General features: G+C 68.2%; 15 protein-coding genes. 13 read left to right on the top strand and 2 right to left on the bottom strand.

The window, feature by feature from the left end; translation table 11 throughout:
• Positions 1-163 precede the first annotated feature (163 nt).
• The gene (locus ACWCQ6_RS08790; protein ID WP_451086897.1) at positions 164-808 is read right to left on the bottom strand and encodes a class I SAM-dependent methyltransferase; all 645 of its coding nucleotides are present in this window, start codon (positions 806-808) and stop codon (positions 164-166) included.
• Positions 809-1,561: 753 nt separating this feature from the next.
• Here ACWCQ6_RS08790 and acnA point away from each other — a divergent pair.
• The 12 genes from acnA (at position 1,562) to ACWCQ6_RS08850 (ending at position 19,529) form a co-directional block, all read left to right on the top strand.
• Positions 1,562-4,276: an aconitate hydratase AcnA gene (gene acnA / locus ACWCQ6_RS08795; RefSeq protein ID WP_451086899.1), complete on the top strand. Its 2,715-nt coding sequence runs from the start codon at positions 1,562-1,564 to the stop codon at positions 4,274-4,276.
• 402 nt (positions 4,277-4,678) lie between these two features.
• Positions 4,679-5,638, top strand: a complete 960-nt coding sequence (locus ACWCQ6_RS08800) for an aminoglycoside phosphotransferase family protein (protein WP_451086901.1) — start codon at positions 4,679-4,681, stop codon at positions 5,636-5,638.
• Between the two features lie 332 nt (positions 5,639-5,970).
• Entirely contained in the window at positions 5,971-6,615 is a 645-nt protein-coding gene (locus tag ACWCQ6_RS08805) for a histidine phosphatase family protein (protein ID WP_451087064.1), read from the top strand.
• A gap of 647 nt (positions 6,616-7,262) precedes the next feature.
• The gene (gene ngcE / locus ACWCQ6_RS08810) at positions 7,263-8,711 is read left to right on the top strand and encodes an N-acetylglucosamine/diacetylchitobiose ABC transporter substrate-binding protein (protein ID WP_451086903.1); all 1,449 of its coding nucleotides are present in this window, start codon (positions 7,263-7,265) and stop codon (positions 8,709-8,711) included.
• A gap of 50 nt (positions 8,712-8,761) precedes the next feature.
• Positions 8,762-9,685: a carbohydrate ABC transporter permease gene (locus ACWCQ6_RS08815; RefSeq protein WP_451086905.1), complete on the top strand. Its 924-nt coding sequence runs from the start codon at positions 8,762-8,764 to the stop codon at positions 9,683-9,685.
• A 91-nt stretch (positions 9,686-9,776) separates the two neighbouring features.
• The gene (locus tag ACWCQ6_RS08820) at positions 9,777-10,694 is read left to right on the top strand and encodes a carbohydrate ABC transporter permease (RefSeq protein ID WP_451086907.1); all 918 of its coding nucleotides are present in this window, start codon (positions 9,777-9,779) and stop codon (positions 10,692-10,694) included.
• 203 nt (positions 10,695-10,897) lie between these two features.
• Entirely contained in the window at positions 10,898-12,097 is a 1,200-nt protein-coding gene (locus tag ACWCQ6_RS08825; RefSeq protein ID WP_451086909.1) for an ROK family transcriptional regulator, read from the top strand.
• 122 nt (positions 12,098-12,219) lie between these two features.
• Positions 12,220-13,317, top strand: coding sequence for a sugar ABC transporter substrate-binding protein (locus tag ACWCQ6_RS08830; protein WP_451086911.1), 1,098 nt, complete (start codon positions 12,220-12,222; stop codon positions 13,315-13,317).
• A gap of 265 nt (positions 13,318-13,582) precedes the next feature.
• Positions 13,583-14,377 (top strand): ATP-binding cassette domain-containing protein, encoded by a 795-nt coding sequence (locus ACWCQ6_RS08835; protein WP_451086913.1) that lies wholly within the window; start codon positions 13,583-13,585, stop codon positions 14,375-14,377.
• The gene (locus ACWCQ6_RS08840) at positions 14,374-15,684 is read left to right on the top strand and encodes a sugar ABC transporter permease (RefSeq protein WP_451086915.1); all 1,311 of its coding nucleotides are present in this window, start codon (positions 14,374-14,376) and stop codon (positions 15,682-15,684) included. The genes ACWCQ6_RS08835 and ACWCQ6_RS08840 overlap by 4 nt, the downstream gene beginning before the upstream one ends.
• 192 nt (positions 15,685-15,876) lie before the next feature.
• On the top strand, positions 15,877-17,805 hold the full coding sequence (gene dxs, locus ACWCQ6_RS08845) for a 1-deoxy-D-xylulose-5-phosphate synthase (RefSeq protein WP_451086917.1): 1,929 nt from the start codon (positions 15,877-15,879) through the stop codon (positions 17,803-17,805).
• Positions 17,806-18,017: 212 nt separating this feature from the next.
• A complete protein-coding gene (locus tag ACWCQ6_RS08850; RefSeq protein ID WP_451086919.1) occupies positions 18,018-19,529 on the top strand; it encodes an amino acid permease in 1,512 nt (503 codons plus the stop codon).
• A 71-nt stretch (positions 19,530-19,600) separates the two neighbouring features.
• Here the strand turns inward: ACWCQ6_RS08850 and ACWCQ6_RS08855 are convergent, their stop codons facing one another.
• Positions 19,601-20,680, bottom strand: a complete 1,080-nt coding sequence (locus ACWCQ6_RS08855) for an LCP family protein (protein ID WP_451087067.1) — start codon at positions 20,678-20,680, stop codon at positions 19,601-19,603.
• Between the two features lie 210 nt (positions 20,681-20,890).
• On the opposite strand from ACWCQ6_RS08855, the gene galE reads away from it, so the two are divergent.
• Entirely contained in the window at positions 20,891-21,901 is a 1,011-nt protein-coding gene (gene galE / locus ACWCQ6_RS08860) for a UDP-glucose 4-epimerase GalE (protein ID WP_451086921.1), read from the top strand.
• Positions 21,902-21,951: the final 50 nt, after the last annotated feature.

Genomic DNA, 21,951 nt, shown 5'->3' on the forward strand with positions numbered 1-21,951 from the left:
GTGGTCTCGCCGAGCCGGGGACGGACGTTGATGGGGGAGAGGGGCGAGAGGCAAAGGCAGGTGATCGGTCACTGTCGGCGTCCGCGGTTGTCGGCGCGGTGAGGATGCGGCCGGTGGGCACTGTCACTGAATGTGGTCGGCCGCAGCCGGACCACTGACGGGGCTAGGACTGGCGGCGTGCGAAAAGGACCGCCCCTGGAACGCTCTCGTCGGGGTCGAGCAGTATCTGGGCCTCGACCGTGAACCCGGCATCGCGCAGCCAGGCCGCCACTTTGTCAGGCCGGCGGCGGTGGACGTAAACGTTCATCGGGTGACCGCCGTAGCCCTGGGTCTTCAGCTTTGACTCGTTGCCGACGTGAAAGCCGAGCAGAAGTGGCCCGCCGGGACGCAACACCCGCCGGAAGTGCCCGAAGACCGTAGGGACGTCATCGTCGGGGATGTGAATCAACGACCAAAAAGCGAGCAGACCGGCGACCGAAGCATCGGTGAGGGCGAGGTCCGTCATCGAGCCCACTTCGAACCGCAGGCGAGGGTGGTCACGCCGAGCGACGTCGATCATCACGGGGGAGAGGTCGATGCCGAAAGCATCCGTACCCAACTCGTGGAGGTGGGCGGTGACGTGTCCAGGCCCGCAGCCCACGTCCGCCACCGGTCCGCCGCCGGCGGCATGGACCAAGTCTGCGAACAACGTCAGAGTCGCCCGAAGATACGGTTTCCCGGCCAGAGCCTCGCGTATTTGGTCGGCATAGTTGACCGCGACCGTGTCGTAGGAGGTCCGGGTGTCTGCCAACCAGTCGTCCGTGTTCATGGCCCGACACAGTAGTCGAGTGGTCAGGGTGACGAACCAGATCAACGATGAATCATGGAAGGCCACTTGAGACGGGGGCCGGATCCTTCGGGATGGGACAGCCGGTCCTCTGCGCCCCGTCGCAGGGTGCCGTCGGGCGGTCTGTCGTTGCGGGCTGCCCATGGACACCGAGATGTCGTGGACGCCCATCAGGTCCGTCCAGATCTCCTTGGGCCCATCCCACTCACGATCATCGAGTTGATCTGTGCCTCGACCGGCTCGGCGATGGCGGACCGGTTCCGGCAGGTCTGGCGGTCGGGAAAGATCGCGGAGTCCAGGACACGGTGGACCAGCCGGCACGGGACATTCCACCGCCCCGCGATCTGCCGGACGGTCGCGTCGCCCCGAAGCGAGCAGAGGATCGCCCTACGCGCGTACCGGTTCCCCCCCACCGTCTCCCCAGACGGCCGGCCCTGAACGATCACCCAGCCTTCGGTGAGAAGACCTGGCGGTCACCAACCTTCGATGGCAACGCTCGGCCTTCGCTGCGAGGGATCAGGTGGCGCCCGCGCATGACCGTGCGACGGTGATGTACTAGAGTTATCTCGACATCGAGATATATGCCGAAGGCGCACCGCAGTCCGCCACTCGGTAAGGGTTACCTAACTAAGCCTTACCTTAGCGGATGGTCGAGGGGCCGTAGGCGGCACCACGCGGCGCCCGGCCTGATGTGGCGCGGCGCGGAGTACGCGCACATTGATGAAGGAGACTGTCGTGTCGGCGAACAGCTTCGACGCCCGCAGCACGCTGCGCGTGGGCGACGAGTCGTACGAGATCTTCAAGCTGGACAAGGTCGAGGGCTCCGCGCGCCTCCCCTACAGCCTGAAGGTGCTGCTGGAGAACCTGCTCCGCACCGAGGACGGCGCGAACATCACCGCCGACCACATCCGGGCGCTCGGCGGCTGGGACTCCCAGGCGCAGCCCAGCCAGGAGATCCAGTTCACGCCCGCCCGCGTGATCATGCAGGACTTCACCGGTGTGCCGTGTGTCGTGGACCTCGCCACCATGCGTGAGGCCGTCAAGGAGCTGGGCGGCGACCCGGCCAAGATCAACCCGCTCGCCCCGGCCGAGCTGGTCATCGACCACTCCGTCATCGCCGACAAGTTCGGCACCAACGACGCGTTCTCGCAGAACGTCGAGCTGGAGTACGGCCGCAACAAGGAGCGCTACCAGTTCCTGCGCTGGGGCCAGACCGCCTTCGACGAGTTCAAGGTCGTCCCCCCGGGCACCGGCATCGTCCACCAGGTCAACATCGAGCACCTGGCCCGTACGGTCATGGTCCGTAACGGCCAGGCGTACCCCGACACCCTCGTCGGCACCGACTCGCACACCACCATGGTCAACGGCCTCGGTGTGCTGGGCTGGGGCGTCGGCGGCATCGAGGCCGAGGCCGCGATGCTCGGCCAGCCGGTCTCGATGCTCATCCCGCGCGTCGTCGGCTTCAAGCTGACCGGCGAGCTCCCGGCCGGCACCACCGCCACCGACCTGGTGCTGACCATCACCGAGATGCTCCGCAAGCACGGTGTCGTCGGCAAGTTCGTCGAGTTCTACGGCGAGGGCGTCGCCGCCACCTCGCTCGCCAACCGCGCCACCATCGGCAACATGTCGCCGGAGTTCGGCTCCACCGCCGCGATCTTCCCGATCGACGACGAGACGCTGAAGTACCTGCGCCTGACCGGCCGTGACGAGCAGCAGGTCGCCCTCGTCGAGGCGTACGCCAAGGAGCAGGGCCTCTGGCTCGACCCGGCCGCCGAGCCGGACTTCTCCGAGAAGCTGGAGCTGGACCTGTCGACGGTCGTTCCGTCGATCGCCGGCCCGAAGCGCCCGCAGGACCGCATCGTCCTGGCGAACGCCAAGGAGCAGTTCGCCCAGGACGTGCGCAACTACGTCTCGGACGACGAGGAGGCGGGCAAGGAGTCCTTCCCGGCCTCCGACGCCCCGGCCGCCCACAACGGCGTCCCGTCGAACCCGACCACGGTCACGGCCCCCGACGGCACGACGTACGAGATCGACCACGGCGCCGTCACCGTCGCCGCGATCACCTCCTGCACCAACACCTCGAACCCGTACGTCATGGTCGCCGCGGCGCTCGTGGCGAAGAAGGCGGTCGAGAAGGGCCTGACCCGCAAGCCGTGGGTCAAGACCACCCTCGCCCCGGGCTCGAAGGTCGTCACCGACTACTTCGACAAGGCGGGCCTGACCCCGTACCTCGACAAGGTCGGCTTCAACCTCGTCGGCTACGGCTGCACCACCTGCATCGGCAACTCCGGCCCGCTGCCGGAGGAGGTCTCCAAGGCCGTCAACGAGCACGACCTGGCCGTGACCTCGGTGCTCTCCGGCAACCGCAACTTCGAGGGCCGGATCAACCCCGACGTCAAGATGAACTACCTGGCGTCCCCGCCGCTGGTCGTCGCGTACGCCATCGCCGGTTCGATGAAGGTGGACATCACCAAGGACGCCCTGGGCATCGACCAGGACGGCAAGCCGGTCTACCTCACCGACATCTGGCCCACCGAGGCCGAGGTGAACGACGTCGTCGCCAATGCCATCGGCGAGGACATGTTCAACAAGTCCTACCAGGACGTCTTCGCGGGCGACGCCCAGTGGCAGGCGCTGGCGATCCCGACCGGCAACACCTTCGAGTGGGACCCGCAGTCCACCTACGTGCGCAAGCCCCCGTACTTCGAGGGCATGACGATGGAGACGACCCCGGTCGAGGACATCACCGGCGCCCGTGTGCTCGCCAAGCTGGGCGACTCGGTCACCACCGACCACATCTCCCCGGCCGGTGCGATCAAGGCCGACACCCCGGCCGGCAAGTACCTCACGGAGCACGGCGTCGAGCGTCGTGACTTCAACTCCTACGGCTCGCGCCGAGGCAACCACGAGGTCATGATCCGCGGCACCTTCGCCAACATCCGCCTGCGCAACCAGATCGCCCCGGGCACCGAGGGTGGCTTCACCCGTGACTTCACCCAGGCCGACGCTCCGGTGTCGTTCATCTACGACGCCTCGCAGAACTACCAGGCCGCCGGCACCCCGCTGGTCATCCTGGCGGGCAAGGAGTACGGCTCCGGCTCGTCCCGCGACTGGGCCGCCAAGGGCACCGCGCTCCTCGGCGTCAAGGCCGTCATCGCCGAGTCCTACGAGCGCATCCACCGCTCCAACCTCATCGGCATGGGCGTCCTCCCGCTCCAGTTCCCGGAGGGCGCGAGCGCCGAGGCCCTCGGCCTGACCGGCGAGGAGACCTTCTCCTTCACCGGCGTGACCGAGCTGAACAACGGCACCACGCCGCGCACGGTCAAGGTGACCACCGACACCGGTGTGGAGTTCGACGCGGTCGTCCGCATCGACACCCCCGGTGAGGCGGACTACTACCGCAACGGCGGCATCATGCAGTACGTGCTCCGCAGCCTGATCCGCAAGTAGCCGGTCCGGGCAGGGCAGTGGGCCGCACCTCTTCGCGGGACGAAGGGGTGCGGCCCTTTCCCATGCCGACTGCCGTTGCGCGCCGGCTGCCGCCCCGGCTCAGCGCCAACCGCGCACTGGGCCACCGCTACAACGAGGCCGAGACGCTGGTCCACCTGAGCCGGGCCCACCTTGCGACGGAGGCTGTCGAGCCGGCCGGAAGGGCCCTGGTCCACCTGAGCCGGGCACCTCGCGACGGAGGCCGTCGAGCCGGCCAGAAAGGCCCTGCGCGAGGCTCTCGCCATCTATCTCGACATCCGCGTCCTCGACCCTGTGGTGGACGAGGTCCGCGCACTGCTGCGTGACCTGGGCGGTGCGCCGGAGCCGGAAATGAGTTGACCGGTGAGGGCGCGGACCGGTCGTATGAACCCGGCCGACAATCGTCGCCACCTCGACCCCCGAAGGGTGCTCATGCGGCCGGGCAGGATGCATGCCGACGAACCGGACTTCACCGAATCCCTCGTACACCGGCTGATCGCCTCGCAGTTCCCGGACTGGGCCTCACTGCCCGTCGAACCGGTCGCCCCCGTGGGCACGTCCCACGCCATGTACCGGCTCGGCGAGGACCTGGTGGTGCGACTGCCCCGTACGGCGGGGACGGCCGGTGAGGTGGAGACGGAGCAGCGCTGGCTGCCCCGGCTCGCGCCCCAACTGCCTGCCGCGATCCCCGTACCGCTGGGCAGGGGAAAGCCCGCGGAGGGCTATCCGTGGCACTGGTCCGTCTTCTGGTGGCTCGACGGCGCGAACCCGGTACCCGGACAACTGGCCGAACCCGGCCTGTTCGCAACGGACCTGGCGGACTTCGTCACCGCGCTGCACCGGGCCGATCCGGCCGGCGCGCCGCCCTCCTTCCGCAGTGAGCCCCTGGCGGCCCGCGACGCCTCGACGCGCGCCGCGCTCGCGGAACTGCACGAGGCAGTGGACACCGGCGCGGCGCTGGCCGTGTGGGAGGCGGCGCTGCGCGCCCACGCCGCGACCGGTCCGGCCGTCTGGATCCACGCGGATCTGCAACCCGGCAACGTGCTGCTCGCGAACGGACGGCTCAGCGCCGTCATCGACTTCGGCTGCATGGGGCTGGGCGATGCCGCCGTCGACCTGATCGCGGCGTGGTACCTGCTGCCGACGCACGTACGCGGAACCTTCCGTAACGCCGTACACGCCGATGACGCGGCCTGGGCGCGGGGCCGGGGCTGGGCGCTGTCGACCGCGCTCGGCGAACTGCGCTACTACCGGGAGTCGAACCCGGGCATGGCGGCGATCGCCCGGCACGTCATCCGCGAAGTCCTCATGGACGGGGGGTGCGAAGGTGGGGCGACGGTGTGAAGCCGGCGTGGCAGCTTCCTGACGCCCACGGTTCGGGACGGGGCGCGGATCAGGTCCAGCGGCCCCGGGAAACGCTTGTCCGGCTCGCTCTCGCTCAAGGGTGGCCGCGCGGCGGCAACAGCCGGGAGCAGCACGCCGCGTGACCGTTCGCGGCCCCGTCCGGTCCGTCCGGCTGGGGCATTGGGCGGAATGTCGCGAACCATGCGGCTGCGGTACCCGGAAACAAGCCACCGTCCACATCGTCGTGGGCATGCGGAATGCGAGGGTGGCCCGACGGGTTCACAGATCTGCGGACCACGCGGAACGAACGGCACAGAGAGCGGATGACACCCATGGGCGAGCTGATCCTGATCCGGCACGGCGAGACGGAGTGGTCGAGGTCCGGGCAGCACACGAGCTACACCGATCTGCCCCTGACCCCCTTCGGGGAGCGGCAGGCCCGCGCACTGGTGCCCCTGCTCGCCGACCGGCGGATCGCGCTCACCCTCGTCAGCCCCGCCGTACGCGCCCGGCGCACCGCCGAGCTCGCCGGACTCGCCGCACCACGCATCACGCCCGAGCTGCGTGAATGGGACTACGGCGGCTACGAAGGGGTGACCACCGTCGAGATCCGCCGCACCCGCCCCGAGTGGAACCTCTGGACCGACGGAGTCGCCCCCGGGCCCGAGGCGCACCCCGGTGAAACCCCCGCCGAGGTCGGCGCCCGTGCCGACCGGGTGCTGGCCGAGGTCGCGGCGGCGGCGAGCCGTGACGCGGACGAGGACATCGCGCTCGTCGCACACTCCCACTTCCTGCGCGTGCTCACCGCCCGCTACCTCGGTCTGACCCCGGCCGAGGGCACACTGTTCCAGCTCGCCACGGGCGCCGTCTCCCGGCTCGGCACCGAGCACGGGAAGCCGGTCATCACTGCATGGAATGTGACCTTGCCCGAGAGCCTGTTCCCCCGGGCCGATCCCGAGACCCCCGAACACGACTGAGCGGGAGCCCCGCCGCCCCGTGAACGGACCGACGGCCGGTACCCCGCCCCGGGGCACCGGCCGTCGGCCACGACGCGGGTGGAAGACAGGGTCAGGAGAGCAACTCCAGCTCCGCCAGCGAGAACCATGTCGGGGCTGCACGTCGAGCCGTTCCTCCCAGGGGGAAGTGCATCTGAATAACGTTGTCAGAGCGGGGCGCGAGGTCCAGTCGGGAGTCAAGTGCGGCATGTGTCAAGGGTGTTTGGCGTGAATGGCAAGCCGAATCGACCGTATCGCGGAAATCGCTACGCTTACGCCCGGTCCAGGAGCGTGTGGGGGCCATGTATCCCTTGAGGTCTCAACTCGGGAAAGACTGCTGTTCAACTCGCCTTCGATCTTGCTCAGTTGACCGGGAGTGGACTATACCTGTCGGCGTCTGCACAGCTTTTCGGCGATGCGGGCAAGGGGGACAAGGGGGAATGGCCGAGGACGGCACGACGGGTGTGTCCGATGCCTGATCCCCCTGAGCCCCCAGTGCACATGGCTAGCCTGAAATCAGCACCACCCAAGCGCAACTGACCGCGGTGGCGGGGCCCTTCGCCTGAGGCGAATATCGACGGGCGACCGGTACACACCGCCTGAGTCCTGGAGAAGGCGAGGACTTGAGCATGGGATCCACCTCCGCCCACAAGAACGAGGGCCTTGGCCGTCGCGATGTGATCAAGCGATCGGCCGCACTCGGTCTGATCAGCGTTCCGACGATGGGCTTCCTGTCGGCGTGCGCGAGCGGCGACAGCGGCAGCGACGAGAAGGTCGAGAAGGGCAAGGCCACCAAGGCCAACCCGCTCGGCGTCAATGAGACGGCCCCGCTCGAGGTGGTCATCTTCGACGGCGGCTTCGGCCAGCAGTACGCCATCGACGCGGAGAAGAAGTACAACGCGGCGTTCCCGAAGGCCCCGAAGGTCAAGCACGTCGCGACCCAGAAGATCCAGTCGCAGCTGCAGCCCCGCTTCAACGGCGGCACCCCGCCGGACCTGATCGACAACTCCGGCGCCGAGCAGATGGACATGGGCGTCCTGGTCGGCAAGAAGCAACTCCTCGACCTGACACCGCTGATGGACGCCCCGTCCATCGACGACCCGAGCAAGAAGGTCCGCGACACGCTGCGTCCCGGTGTCCTGGAGATGGGTCAGTTCGACGGCGACCCGGTCTGGATCATGTACTACGCGTACACCGTGTACGGCGTCTGGTACTCGCAGACCGCGCTGGAGAAGCTCGACGCGCAGTACCCCGAGACCTGGGACGACATGCTCGCCCTCTGCGCGAAGGCGAAGAAGCAGGGCGTCGCGGGCTGGACGTACGCCGGTAAGTACCCGTACTACCTGCCGTTCTCGCTCTACCCGTTCATCGCCAAGATCGGTGGCCGGGAGGTTCTCGACAAGATCGACAACCTGGAGCCGAACGCCTGGAAGGACCCCGCGGTCAAGGCGGCGTTCGAGGCGTACTACGAGCTGTACAAGAAGGGGTACATCCTCAAGGGCACCCCCGGTCTGACCCACATCCAGTCGCAGACCGAGTGGACCAAGGGCAAGGCCCTCTTCCTCCCGAACGGTTCGTGGGTGGAGAACGAGGCCGCGCCGACCACGCCCAAGGACTTCAAGATGATGGTCGCGCCGCCGTCCGGCCTGGACGCGTCCGACAAGATGCCGTTCGGCACCATCTGGGCCTCCGGCGGCGAGCCCTTCATCGTCCCGGCCAACGCGAAGAACCCCGAGGGCGGCATGGAGCAGCTGCGCATCATGCTCTCCGAGGAGTCCTCGAAGAACTTCACCAAGCAGGTCAAGTCGCTCAGCGCCTTCAACGGCGGCACCGACGGTCTGACCCTGTCGACCGCCATGCAGTCCGGTGTCGATGTGCTGAAGAAGGCCGGCGACAACGTGGTGAACCCGCGCCTGCAGGACTGGTACGTGAAGCTCCAGAAGGAGCAGATCGGTGTCGCCGGTATCGGCGAGATGATGGCCGGCCGCGCGACCCCGGCGGAAGCCATCAAGAAGATCCAGGCCTTCGCCGACGCGGCGGCCAAGGACCAGTCCATCAAGCACTACAAGCACCAGTGAGCAACCGTCACCAGCGGCGGCACCCGCGAAAAGATCGGGGTCGGTAAACGATGCAGCACGGCAAGTACCGTTTCATCGTGGGATTCCTGACAGTCCCACTCGCGTTGTACGCGGTCTTCGTGATCTGGCCGTTCGTCCAGTCCATCTACTACTCGTTCACGGACTGGACCGGCCTGAGCCCGGACTTCAAGATGGTCGGGATCGACAACTACACGAGGATGCTGAAGGACGACATCTTCTGGAAGTCGTTGCAGCACAGCGTGTTGCTCGTGCTGCTGCTGCCGCTGGTGACGCTGGGCCTGGCGCTCTTCTTCGCCTTCATGCTCAATGTCGGGGGCCGGCGGCGCAAGAACGCCGCGGTCTCCGGCGTGCGGGGTTCGAGTTTCTACAAGATCGCCTATTTCTTCCCGCAGGTGCTCTCGATCGTCATCGTGGCCCTGCTCTTCCAGTTCGCGTTCAACCCCACCAGCGGGATGCTGAATTCGACACTGAAGACGATCGGTCTGGATTCCGTCCAGCCGGACTGGCTGGGCGACCCGAGTCTTGCGCTGATCTGCGTCATGACCGTGCTGGTCTGGTCGACGGTCGGATTCTTCGTCGTGCTGTTCTCGGCCGGGATGGCCTCCATCCCGAAGGACTTCTACGAGGCGGCGCTCCTCGACGGCGCCAACCGCTTCACCACCTTCTTCCGGATCACGCTGCCGCTGCTCTGGGACACGGTGCAGTCGGGCTGGGTCTACATGGGAATCCTGGCCCTCGGCGTGGAGGCGTTCACCGCCGTACAGGTCATGACCGTGGGTCCCGGCGGCCCCGACTACTCGACCACGGTCCTGCCGCTGTACGTGTACCACACGGCCTTCCGCGACGGGCAGGCCGGCTACGCGACGACGATCGGTGTCGGACTGCTCATCGTCACCATGGCCTTCGCCGCCATCGTGATGCGACTGGGCCGGCGCGAGCGGCTGGAGTTCTGATGCTGCGATTCCCGGGAGACGCCCCCCGGACCCCCAGCAGGCACCGCAGGTCGGCCTCCGTGTCCGGCTCGACAGTACGAGGTGAGTACACGTGAAGACGACTGACACTCCCCCCGCGATCCCGGTCGCGGACCCGGCCCCGGTGGCCAAGGCACCCGCACCCGGCGCCGAGGAGAAGAGCAGCGAGGGCCAGGTCCTCAACGTCTTCTCGCACGGTGTGCTGATCATCTGGGCGATCCTGGTCGTCCTGCCGCTGCTCTGGGCGGTGATGTCGTCGTTCAAGACGGACGACTCGATCCTGTCGACGCCGTGGGCGCTGCCCGACAAGCTGCACTTCGAGAACTGGTCGCGCGCCTGGAGCCAGGCGCACATGAGCGACTACTTCTTCAACACCGTCGTGGTGGTGGGCTGTTCGCTCGTCGGCACCCTGCTGCTCGGCTCGATGGCGGCGTACGTACTGGCGCGGTTCGACTTTCCCGGCAACCGCTTCGTCTACTACCTGTTCATCGGCGGGATGAGCTTCCCGATCATCCTGGCGCTGGTCCCGCTGTTCTTCGTCATGAACAACATGGCCCTGCTGAACACGCGGCACGGACTGATCATGGTCTACATCGCGTACTCGCTGCCCTTCACCGTCTTCTTCCTCACCGCGTTCTTCCGTACGCTGCCGACTTCGGTGGCGGAGGCGGCGATGCTCGACGGCGCCTCGCACACCCGGACGTTCTTCCAGGTGATGCTGCCGATGGCGAAGCCCGGCCTGATCAGCGTCGGCATCTTCAACTTCCTGGGGCAGTGGAACCAGTACATGCTGCCGACGGTGCTCAATACCGATCCGAACCAACGGGTGCTCTCCCAGGGCCTGGTCGAACTGGCCACCAGCCAGGGATACAAGGGCGACTGGTCCGGCCTCTTCGCCGGTCTGGTGATGGCGATGCTGCCGGTCCTCGCCGCCTACATCATCTTCCAGCGCCAGGTCGTCGCCGGGCTCACCGCGGGCGCGGTGAAGTAACCGCCCGGCACCGCCACCCCCGTACACACGAACCGCCCGTCGGCCACGCGCCGGCGGGCGGTTCGTGCGTGCAACGAGGCCGTTGTGGTGCGTGCGCCGCGCTCATCCGAGGCTTCGCTTGCTCAAGGTCTTGACGGGGAGTACCGCAAAACGCTCAGCTTAGAGTTCACATGTTGGAGAAAACGGTAGGAGTGAGAGAGTCGATGGAGACTCCGGGGTCGCAGACATCTCTGCATCGCGCCAACCTTGAGCGGGTCGTGCGCGCGGTGCGCATGGCCGGCTCGCTCACCCAGGCGGAGATCGCGCGGAGCACCGGCCTGTCAGCGGCCACCGTCTCCAATATCGTTCGTGAACTGAAGGACGGCGGCACGGTCGAGGTCACCCCCACCTCGGCGGGCGGCCGCCGGGCCCGCAGCGTCTCGCTCAGTGGTGACGCGGGCATTGTGATCGGGGTCGACTTCGGCCATACGCATCTGCGCGTCGCCATCGGCAACCTCGCCCACCAGGTGCTCGCCGAGGAGGCCGAGCCGCTGGACGTCGACGCCTCCTCCGCGCAGGGGTTCGGGCGTGCCGAGCAGCTGGTCAGGCGGCTGATCGAGACGACCGGGATCAGCCCGGACAAGGTGATCGGGGTGGGGCTCGGTGTTCCCGGCCCGATCGACGTGGAGTCCGGCACGCTGGGCTCCACGTCGATACTGCCGGGCTGGACGGGCATCAGCCCCGGCAAGGAGCTCTCGGGCCGGCTCGATGTGCCGGTGTACGTCGACAACGACGCCAACCTCGGCGCGCTCGGCGAGCTGGTGTGGGGGAGCGGCCGGGGGGTCAAGGACCTCGCCTACATCAAGGTCGCCGGCGGTGTCGGCGCCGGTCTGGTGATCGACGGGCGCATCTACCGGGGGCCGGGGGGCACGGCCGGCGAGATCGGGCACATCACGCTCGACGAATCGGGGCCGGTGTGCCGCTGCGGCAACCGCGGGTGCCTGGAGACCTTCACGGCCGCCCGGTACGTACTGCCGCTGCTCCGGCCCAGCCACGGGCCCGACCTCACCATGGAACGGGTGGTCCAGCTGGCCCGCGAGGGCGATCCGGGCTGCCGCCGGGTGATCGGGGACGTGGGGCGGCACATCGGCAGCGGTGTGGCCAGCCTCTGCAATCTGCTCAACCCCAGCCGGGTGGTCCTCGGCGGATCGCTTGCCGAGGCGGGCGAGTTGGTGCTGGCCCCGATCCGCGAATCGGTCTCCCGCTACGCCATTCCGAGCGCGGCCCGGCAGCTGTCGGTGCTGCCCGGGGCGCTGGGCGGCCGCGCCGAGGTCCTGGGCGCCCTGGCCCTCGTGCTCAGCGAGATGGGGGATTCGACCCTTTTGGAAAGTGCCCTGCCGAAGACCAGTCGTGCCTTCACTTAGATAATGAATGGCACCGTTGTCATCTCGTTAAGGATTTACTCCTTGACGCTGACGTCGCAGCCGAGTTGACTGCCAGCCACCTCGGCCGCAGCGTTGCGGCCTCGTCAGGGAGGCAACCCGTAATGAACGCAACGACGCGACGCATCGTCATGGCCACGGCCGCACTCTCCATGGCCTTATCCCTCGCGGCCTGTGGCAAGGCCGGTGACGACAAGGACTCCGGCAGCGGCGGTGACGGCAAGACCATCGGCCTGCTCCTGCCGGAGAACAAGACCACGCGCTACGAGACGTTCGACCGCCCCATCATGGAGGCGAAGATCAAGGCGCTGTGCTCCGACTGCGAGGTCAAGTACAACAACGCCGCCCAGGACATCGAGACCCAGAAGAAGCAGTTCGACGCGCTCGTCACGCAGGGCGTGAAGGTCATCATCCTGGACACCGTCGACTACAAGGCCGCGAAGTCCTGGGTCCAGCAGGCCGCGAAGAAGGACGTCAAGGTCGTCGCGTACGACCGTCTCGCCGAGGGTCCGATCTCCGCCTATGTGTCGTACGACAACGAGAAGATCGGTCAGCTCCAGGGCCAGGCGCTGGTCAAGGCGCTCGGTGCCAAGGCCGAGGAGAGCAACGTTGTCATGATCAACGGCTCGCCGACCGATCCGAACGCCCCCTTCTTCAAGAAGGGCGCGCACAGTGTCCTCGACCAGCAGGTCAAGAAGGTCGTCTACGAGCAGGACATCCCGGACTGGTCGGCGGACGAGGCCAACAAGAAGATGGGCGCGGCCATCGACTCCCTGGGCAAGGACGGCTTCCAGGGCGTCTACTCCGCCAACGACGGCATGGCCGGCGGCATCATCACGGCCCTGAAGAAGCAGGGCGTGAAGGTTCCGGTCGGCGGTCAGGACTCCGAGCTCGCCGGTCTGCAGCGCATCATCACGGGCGAGCAGACCTTCTCGATCTACAAGCAGATCAAGCCGGAGGCCGAGACCACCGCCGAGATCGCTGTCCGGCTGCTCAAGGGCGAGAAGTTCGACGAGCTCGCCCCCGTCAAGGTCGACAGCCTCTCGGGCGAGTTCAAGGGCATCCCGTCGAAGCTGTACGACGCCTCGGTCGTGACCAAGGAGAACATCGCCTCCACGATCGTCGCGGACAAGGTCTACAAGGTCGAGGACATCTGCACCGCCCAGTACAGGGCGGCCTGCGACGCCGCCGGCATCAAGTAGTCACCCGTCGGCAGGCATCACCCAGGTCCGGTCCGGCACCCGCCCCGTCACATGCCCCGCAGCAGGGGCGGGCGCCGGACTCCTCACCGGTTCCGGACTTCTCGCGGACCCCGGACTCCCACGGGTTCCGGTCCGCGGTGTGCGCTCGCCCCCGGGCGACGGCCTCCGAGGGCATCCCCCGAGCCCCGGTCGCCCCGGCGGCCCGGCGACCGGCTCCGCCCCTGTGCTCAGCAGTACCGTCCCCGCCGGTCAGGCGGCGAAGGAGATGATTCACGTGTCCGCTACGCCCGTGCTGGCGTTGCGCGGAATCTCCAAGCGGTTCGGCGCCGTTCAGGCGCTCACCGATGTGGACCTGGAGATTCGCTCCGGCGAAGTGCTCGCCCTGGTCGGCGACAACGGCGCCGGCAAGTCGACCCTGGTCAAGACCATTTCGGGTGTCCACCCGATCGACGAAGGCGTCATCGAGTGGGAGGGCGAAGCGGTACGCATCAACCGGCCGAACGACGCCCAGGAGCTCGGAGTCGCCACCGTCTACCAGGACCTGGCGCTCTGCGACAACCTCGATGTGGTCGCCAACCTCTTCCTCGGCAGCGAACTGCGCAAGGCCTCCGTCCTCGACGAGATCGCCATGGAGAAGCGCGCCAAGGAACTGCTCGACACGCTGTCCATCCGGATACCCAGCGTCCGCATCCCGGTCGCCTCGCTCTCCGGCGGCCAGCGCCAGGTCGTGGCCATCGCCCGCGCCCTGATCGGTGACCCCGAGGTCGTCATCCTCGACGAGCCGACCGCCGCCCTCGGCGTCGAGCAGACCGCCCAGGTCCTCGACCTCGTCGAGCGGCTGCGCGAGCGCGGCCACGGCGTCATCCTCATCAGCCACAACATGGCCGATGTGCGCGCCGTCGCCGACCGGGTGGCGGTGCTGCGGCTGGGCCGCAACAACGGAGTCTTCGACGTGGCGACCACGTCGAACGAGGAGGTCATCTCCGCGATCACCGGTGCCACGGACAACGCCGTCACGCGCCGCCAGGCACGCACAGCCTCGAAGGAGGACGCGCAGTGAGCGACCTCGCCAAGACCCCTGGAACCGCCGATGACAAGCCCGCGGCGACACCTGCGGCCGAGCCGCCGGCGGCCCCGGCCCCCGCGGTCGACCCGCGCCTGCTCGTCCGCGAGGAGGGCTTCAAGGGCTACTGGTCCGAGTTCATCCGCAAGGTGCGCGGCGGCGAGCTCGGCTCACTGCCGGTCCTCGTCGGCCTGATCGTCATCGCGGTCGTCTTCCAGTTCCAGAACAGCAGCTTCCTCTCCGCCGGCTCCCTCGCCAATATCGCCGTCTACAGCTCCGGCCTCGGCATCATGGCGGTCGGCATCGTCTTCGTGCTGCTGCTCGGGGAGATCGACCTGTCCGTCGGCTCGGTCGCGGGTGTCGGCGCGGCCGTCTGGGCCGTGCTCAGCGTCAACCACGGCTGGAACGACTGGTCGGCGGTGATCGTCGCGGTGCTCTGCGGCATGGCGCTCGGCGTGCTGCACGGATTCTTCTTCGCCAGGATCGGGGTGCCGGCCTTCGTCGTCACCCTGGCGGGCTTCCTCGGCTGGAGCGGCCTGCAGGAGTGGATGATGGGCGGTGAGGGCTCGATCAACACACCGTCCGGCAGCATCGTCGAGAACCTCACCAACTACTTCTTCGAGGACAAGGCCGCCGCATACGGTCTCGCCCTGGTCGCCGTCCTCGCCCACGCCGCGTCGCTCCTGATGGACAGCCGACGCCGCGGGGCCGCGGGGCTGCCGGCCCGTCCCACCACCGAGGTCCTGCTCCGCACGGGCATTGTCGCGATCCTGTGCTTCGCCGTCGCGTACGTGCTGAACGAGCCCTCCGGCGCCCGCGGCCTGCCGCTGGCCCTGGTGCTCTTCCTCGCCGTGCTGGTCGTCGCGGACTTCGTGGCCCGCCGCACCACCTTCGGCCGCCAGGTCTTCGCGGTGGGCGGCAACCCGGAGGCCGCGCGCCGTGCCGGTATCGACGTCGACCGGATCCGGATCACCGTCTTCGCGCTCTCCGGAATGCTGGGCGCCTTCGGCGGACTCTTCATCGCCAGCCTCTCCGGCGGCGCCACCAAGGGCGTCGGCGGCGGAAACACGCTGATGCTGGTCATCGCGGCCGCCGTCATCGGCGGCACCAGCCTCTTCGGCGGCCGGGGCAAGGTCTGGTCCGCGCTGCTCGGCATGATCGTGATCCAGTCGATCCAGCAGGGCCTGAACATGATCGGCATGGCCAACGCCATCCAGTACATGATCACCGGCGCGGTGCTGCTGGCCGCCGTGGTCATCGACTCGGTCTCCCGCCGCACCCAGAAGACCGCGGGCCGCGCGTAGGCCGCGGCCCGCGCGCGATCACCACGCCGCACGGGTCCGGCGCCCGGCGCCCCGAACCGGGCGCCGGGCATCTCCGGGCGCCGGGCACGGGGTGGGACAGCACACTCCATGCCCGATGCCCGAGCGGACGAGCGGAACATTAGACTCATCGGATCGGCATGCTCGACCAGCCCAAGACGCAAGGAGGCACGGGTGGCTCTGCTGACCCGCATCGGTGGACCGCGTGACCTGGACCGGCTCACTCCCGAGCAGCTGGACCAGCTCGCCGACGAGATCCGGACCTTCCTCGTCGACGCCGTATCGAAGACCGGCGGCCACCTCGGCCCCAACCTGGGCGTGGTGGAGCTCACCATCGCCCTGCACCGGGTCTTCGAATCGCCGAAGGACAAGGTGCTGTTCGACACCGGTCACCAGAGCTATGTGCACAAGCTCCTCACCGGCCGGCAGGACTTCTCGAAGCTCAAGAGCAAGGGCGGCCTCTCCGGCTACCCCTCCCGTGCCGAGTCCGAGCACGACATCATCGAGAACTCGCACGCTTCCACGGTGCTCGGCTGGGCCGACGGCCTCGCCAAGGCCAACGAGGTGCTGGGCAAGGACGACCACGTCGTCGCGGTCATCGGTGACGGCGCGCTCACCGGCGGCATGGCCTGGGAGGCGCTGAACAACATCGCCGCCGCCAAGGACCGCCCGCTCGTCATCGTCGTCAACGACAACGAGCGCTCCTACGGGCCGACCATCGGCGGCCTCGCCAACCACCTCGCGACGCTGCGCACCACCGACGGCTACGAGCGATTCCTGGCCCGCGGCAAGGACATCCTGGAGCGCACCCCCGTCGTCGGGAAGCCGCTGTACGAGACGCTGCACGGGGCCAAGAAGGGGCTGAAGGACTTCATCGCCCCGCAGGGCATGTTCGAGGACCTCGGCCTGAAGTACGTCGGCCCGATCGACGGTCACGACATCGAGGCCCTGGAGTCCGCTCTCCAGCGCGCCAAGCGCTTCGGCGGCCCCGTCATCGTGCACTGCCTCACCGAGAAGGGCCGCGGCTACACCCCCGCCCTGCTCGACGAGGCCGACCGCTTCCACGCCGTCGGCAAGATCCACCCCGACACCGGCCTCCCGGTCGCCACCTCGGGCCTCGACTGGACCTCCGTCTTCGGCGAGGAGATGGTCAAGCTCGGCAAGGAGCGCGAGGACATCGTCGCAATCACCGCGGCCATGCTCCAGCCGGTCGGCCTGACCAAGTTCGAGAAGGCGTTCCCGGACCGGATCTACGACGTCGGCATCGCCGAGCAGCACGGCGCGGTCTCCGCGGCCGGCCTCGCCACCGGCGGACTGCACCCCGTCTTCGCGGTGTACGCCACCTTCCTCAACCGCGCCTTCGACCAGGTCCTGATGGACGTCGCGCTGCACAAGTGCGGTGTGACGTTCGTCCTGGACCGGGCCGGGATCACCGGCACCGACGGCGCCTCGCACAACGGCATGTGGGACATGTCGATCCTCCAGTGCGTGCCCACGCTCCGGATCGCCGCCCCGCGCGACGCCGACCAGGTCCGCGCCCAGCTCCGCGAGGCCGTCGAGGTCGACGACGCACCGACCGTGGTCCGCTTCTCCAAGGGAGCGGTCGGCCCGGCGGTCCAGGCCGTCGGCCGGGTCGGCGGCATGGACGTGCTGCGCGAGCCCGGCACCACCCGGCCCGACGTCCTCCTGGTCTCCGTCGGTGCGCTCGCCCCGATGTGCCTGGAGATCGCCGAACTGCTGGAGGCCCAGGGCATCTCGACGACCGTCGTGGACCCGCGCTGGGTCAAGCCGGTCGACGAGGCCATGGCCCCGCTCGCCGAGCAGCACCGGGTCGTCGTCACCGTCGAGGACAACAGCCGGGCCGGCGGTGTCGGCTCCGCCGTCTCCCAGGCCCTGCGCGACGCCGGGGTCGACGTACCCCTGCGCGACTTCGGCATCCCGCCGCGCTTCCTCGACCACGCCTCCCGCAAGGAGGTCCTGGCCGAGATCGGGCTGACCGCGCCGGACATCGCCCGCCAGGTCACCGGCCTCGTGGCCAAGCTGGACGGCCGTTTCGGAAGCGCCGCCGACACCCGCTCCGTGATCGAGCCCGCCCGCGACTGACGCGGCCAGGCGGCGGTCCGGCGGATCGGGGCCGGACAGCCCCGGGTGGGAGCCCGCGGGAGCACGCACCGATACGGCCGAGGGGCCGGTCGGGTCACCCTGTACGGGTGGTCCGACCGGCCCATTTGCGTGAAATCGCCCGGTGCGGAGCCCTGCGCCGCCGACGCGGTCCCAAATCATGGCGTACACGACGAGTGCGTGGAGGTACGCCGGTGACTGCCCAGCAGGACACACCACCCAGCAGCGACGGACTGTTCCGGACCAAGACGGTCGAGCAGTCCATCCGCGACACCGAGGAGCCGGAGCACGCGCTCAAGAAGTCCCTCTCCGCACTGGACCTCACGGTTTTCGGGGTGGGCGTCATCATCGGCACCGGTATCTTCGTCCTCACCGGCAAGGTGGCCAAGGAGACTGCGGGACCCGCCACCGCCCTCGCCTTCGTGGTCGCCGGCGCCGTCTGCGCGCTGGCCGCGCTCTGCTACGCCGAGTTCGCCTCCACCGTCCCCGTCGCCGGCTCCGCCTACACGTTCTCGTACGCCTCTCTCGGTGAACTGGTCGCCTGGATCATCGGCTGGGACCTGGTGCTGGAATTCGCCCTGGGCACGGCGGTGGTGGCGGTCGGCTGGTCCGGTTACGTCCGCTCATTGATGGACAACTTCGGCTGGCACATGCCCGAGGTGCTCTCCGGACCGGATGCGGCAAAAGGTTTCGGCTTCGACATCCTGGCCTTCGCCCTGGTGCTCGTGCTGACCGTGGTGCTGGTGCTCGGCATGAAGCTGTCCGCCCGGGTCACGACCGTCGTGGTCGCCATCAAGGTCGCGGTGGTGCTGATCGTGATCATCGCGGGACTGTTCTTCGTGAACGTCGCCAACTACTCGCCGTTCATCCCCGAGGCGCAGCCGCAGCCCTCCGGTTCCGGACTGACCGCGCCGCTGGTCCAGCTGATGTTCGGTTACGCGCCCACCAACTTCGGCGTCATGGGCATCTTCACCGCCGCCTCCATCGTCTTCTTCGCCTTCATCGGCTTCGACGTGGTGGCCACCGCGGCCGAGGAGACGAAGCATCCGCAACGTGACATGCCACGTGGCATCCTCGCCTCGCTCTTCATCTGCACCGTGCTCTATGTCGCCGTGTCTCTGGTGGTCACCGGCATGCAGCACTACTCGGAGCTGTCGGTGGAGGCCCCCCTGGCCGATGCCTTCAAGGCCGTCGGCCATCCCGTCTACGCCGGACTCATCAGCTTCGGTGCCGCGATCGGCCTCACCACCGTCTGCCTGATCCTGCTGCTGGGACAGACCCGGGTCTTCTTCGCGATGAGCCGGGACGGACTGTTGCCGCGGTTCTTCTCCAAGACGCACCCGAAGTTCGGCACCCCGTACCGCCCGACCGTCCTGCTCGGCGTGATCATCGCGATCGTCGCCGGTTTCACCAGCATCAACGAACTGGCGACGCTGGTGAACATCGGCACGCTCTTCGCGTTCGTCGTGGTCGCCCTGGGCGTGTTGGTGCTGCGCCGCACCCGCCCCGAACTCCACCGCGCCTTCCGCACCCCGTGGGTACCGCTGATCCCGATCCTCTCGGTGGCCGCGTCGGTGTGGCTGATGCTCAACCTTCCCGCGGAGACCTGGCTGCGTTTCGGCGTCTGGATGGCCATCGGCGTGGTCGTCTACTTCGCCTACGGACGCGCGCACAGCCGGATCAACGAGGACCTCGGCCGGCCGTAGCTCCGTCCGCGCGCCGCAGCTCCGTCGAAGGACGGCGGAGCTGCGGCGTCCCGGTCGTGCCCTTTGCGCCGTCAGTCCCCGGTGGCGGGGGACTTCTTCGCGGATTCCGGGATCGTGCCGTCCTTGCGGATGGCCTTCCAGAGGTCGTCGGCCTGGGGCTGGGCCGCCACCACACGGTTGGGGTCCTGCTTGTCGTACGCCACCGGCAGCATGACGGTTTCCATGGTGCTCGGGTCCACGCCGTTCATCGACCGGGCGAAGTCCGCGAGCGACGTGAGTGAGGCGAGCCCCGCGTCGGTGGTCAGCGACTTGGTGGCCGAGCTGGCGATCTTGTAGGACTTGGCCGGACTGCCCAGCAGGTCCTGCGACTTGACCTCGCTCAGCAGGGCGAGGAGGAACTGCTGCTGAAGCCCGATCCGGCCGAGGTCGCTGCCGTCCCCGATGCCGTGGCGGGTACGGACGTACGCGAGCGACTCGGTGCCGTCGAGCTTGTGCGGGCCCTTGGTGAGATCGAGGCCGGACGACTTGTCGTGGATGTCCTGTGGCACATCGACCGTGACGCCCCCGATGGCGTCCACCAGATCCTTGAACCCGGCGAAGTTGATCTCCAGATAGTGGTCGATCCGGACCTCGGACATCTTCTCGACGGTCTTGACCACACAGGCCGGACCGACCTGAGAGTAGACGGAGTTGAACATCACACGGTTCGCCGACGGCACCGTGGAGCCGTCGGCCTTGGTGCACTCGGGCCGGGACACCAGGGTGTCCCGGGGTATGGACACGGCGACCGCCCTGGACCGGCCCTCGGGAATGTGCACCACCATCGCGGTGTCGGACCGGGCGCCGCTGACATCGCCGCCGCCGCCCAGCTCCTTGTTCTCGGCACCGGCCCGCGAGTCGGAGCCGAGCACCAGCAGGTTCTGACCACTGGTCGGCAGTTTCTCGGGGCGGTCGTCGCCGAGCGTCTTGTCGATGTCCACGCCCGTGATGTTCCCGTCGAGGCGGCTGTAGAGCCAGTAGACGGTGCCGCCGGCGGCGAGCAGCAGGATGAGCAGGACGCCGAGAGTGATCCTGAGGCCGCGGCGGCGCTTGCGAGGGGCTCCCCGCCGCGTCCGTCCGCCACCACCGGAGGTCGGACGACCGTCGTGCATGCCCTGTGTCATGGCGTCGTGGCTCATCCTGGTCGAGTCCTCAAATCTCATGGCCCGAGGTGGGCTGTGAAGTGCGTGGGGGACTCGGGTGGGGGGTGTGGCCGGTCCGTGTATGCATGACTGAGCGTGCACTATAGAACAGAGGATCGTGCGAATGGGTGTTTTGGCCCCTGGAATCATGATCTGTACTGCTCGAACTACTATTCGTTCATGACTTGGTTGATCACGGGTGGGGCGGGCTTCATCGGGGCGCATGTCGTCCGCGCTATGCGCGAGGCCGGTGAGTCGGTCGTCGTGTACGACGATCTCTCGACGGGCGACCGCTCGCGAGTGCCCGCGGATGTCCCGTTCATCCAGGGATCGACGCTCGACGCGGCCCTGTTGCGGAGCACTCTGACGGAACTGCCGGTGCGGGGCGTGGTCCATCTCGCCGCGAAGAAGCAGGTGGCGGAGTCCGTCGAGCGCCCGCTGTTCTACCACCGGGAGAACGTGCAGGGCCTGCAGACCCTGCTGGAGGCCGTGGCCGACAGCGAGGTGCGGGCGTTCCTCTTCTCCTCCTCGGCGGCCGTCTACGGAATGCCCGACGTACGGGTGGTGACGGAGACGACTCCGTGCGCCCCGATCAACCCCTACGGCGAGACCAAGCTGACGGGCGAGTGGATGGTGCGAGCCGCGGGGAAGGCGCACGGCATCGCCACCGCCTCGATGCGGTACTTCAACGTCGCCGGGGCGGCCACACCGGCCCTCGCCGACACGGGTGTCTTCAACCTGGTGCCCATGGTCTTCGAGAAGCTGACGCAGGGGGCGGCCCCGGTGGTCTTCGGCGACGACTACGACACCGCGGACGGCACCTGCGTACGCGACTTCATCCATGTCGACGACATCGCCTCGGCGCACCTCGCGGCGGCGCGGGCGCTCCTCGACCGGGAGCCCGGCACCGATCTGACCGTCAACATCGGCCGGGGTGAGGGCGTCTCGGTGCGCGAGATGATCGAACTGATCGGTGAGGTGACGGGGTACGGGGCCGATTCGGCTCCGGTCTCGGCGCCGCGCAGAGCGGGCGACCCGGCGAGGGTCGTCGCCTCGGCCGACCGGATCCGTACCGAGCTGGGCTGGTCCGCACGGCACGACGCGCGCGAGATGGTCGCCTCGGCGTGGGAGGGCTGGTGCCTCAGGCACCCCGCGGCACGACGCCCTCCCGCCGCTGCCACCTCGGCCTGAGCATGCCATGGCTTGTTTATGATGGCTTGATTCAGAGCTCGTGACCTGCG

The organism is Streptomyces sp. NPDC001880 (genome assembly GCF_053594575.1).

What these genes read in the sequence shown, in the direction of transcription:
- ACWCQ6_RS08790 (WP_451086897.1), bottom strand. Translation starts at nt 808, where the DNA reads ATGAACACGGACGACTGGTTGGCAGACACCCGGACCTCCTACGACACG.
- ACWCQ6_RS08800 (WP_451086901.1), top strand. Translation starts at nt 4,679, where the DNA reads ATGAACCCGGCCGACAATCGTCGCCACCTCGACCCCCGAAGGGTGCTC.
- ACWCQ6_RS08805 (WP_451087064.1), top strand. Translation starts at nt 5,971, where the DNA reads ATGGGCGAGCTGATCCTGATCCGGCACGGCGAGACGGAGTGGTCGAGG.
- ngcE (WP_451086903.1), top strand. Translation starts at nt 7,263, where the DNA reads ATGGGATCCACCTCCGCCCACAAGAACGAGGGCCTTGGCCGTCGCGAT.
- ACWCQ6_RS08815 (WP_451086905.1), top strand. Translation starts at nt 8,762, where the DNA reads ATGCAGCACGGCAAGTACCGTTTCATCGTGGGATTCCTGACAGTCCCA.
- ACWCQ6_RS08825 (WP_451086909.1), top strand. Translation starts at nt 10,898, where the DNA reads ATGGAGACTCCGGGGTCGCAGACATCTCTGCATCGCGCCAACCTTGAG.
- ACWCQ6_RS08830 (WP_451086911.1), top strand. Translation starts at nt 12,220, where the DNA reads ATGAACGCAACGACGCGACGCATCGTCATGGCCACGGCCGCACTCTCC.
- ACWCQ6_RS08835 (WP_451086913.1), top strand. Translation starts at nt 13,583, where the DNA reads ATGATTCACGTGTCCGCTACGCCCGTGCTGGCGTTGCGCGGAATCTCC.
- ACWCQ6_RS08855 (WP_451087067.1), bottom strand. Translation starts at nt 20,680, where the DNA reads ATGCACGACGGTCGTCCGACCTCCGGTGGTGGCGGACGGACGCGGCGG.
- galE (WP_451086921.1), top strand. Translation starts at nt 20,891, where the DNA reads ATGACTTGGTTGATCACGGGTGGGGCGGGCTTCATCGGGGCGCATGTC.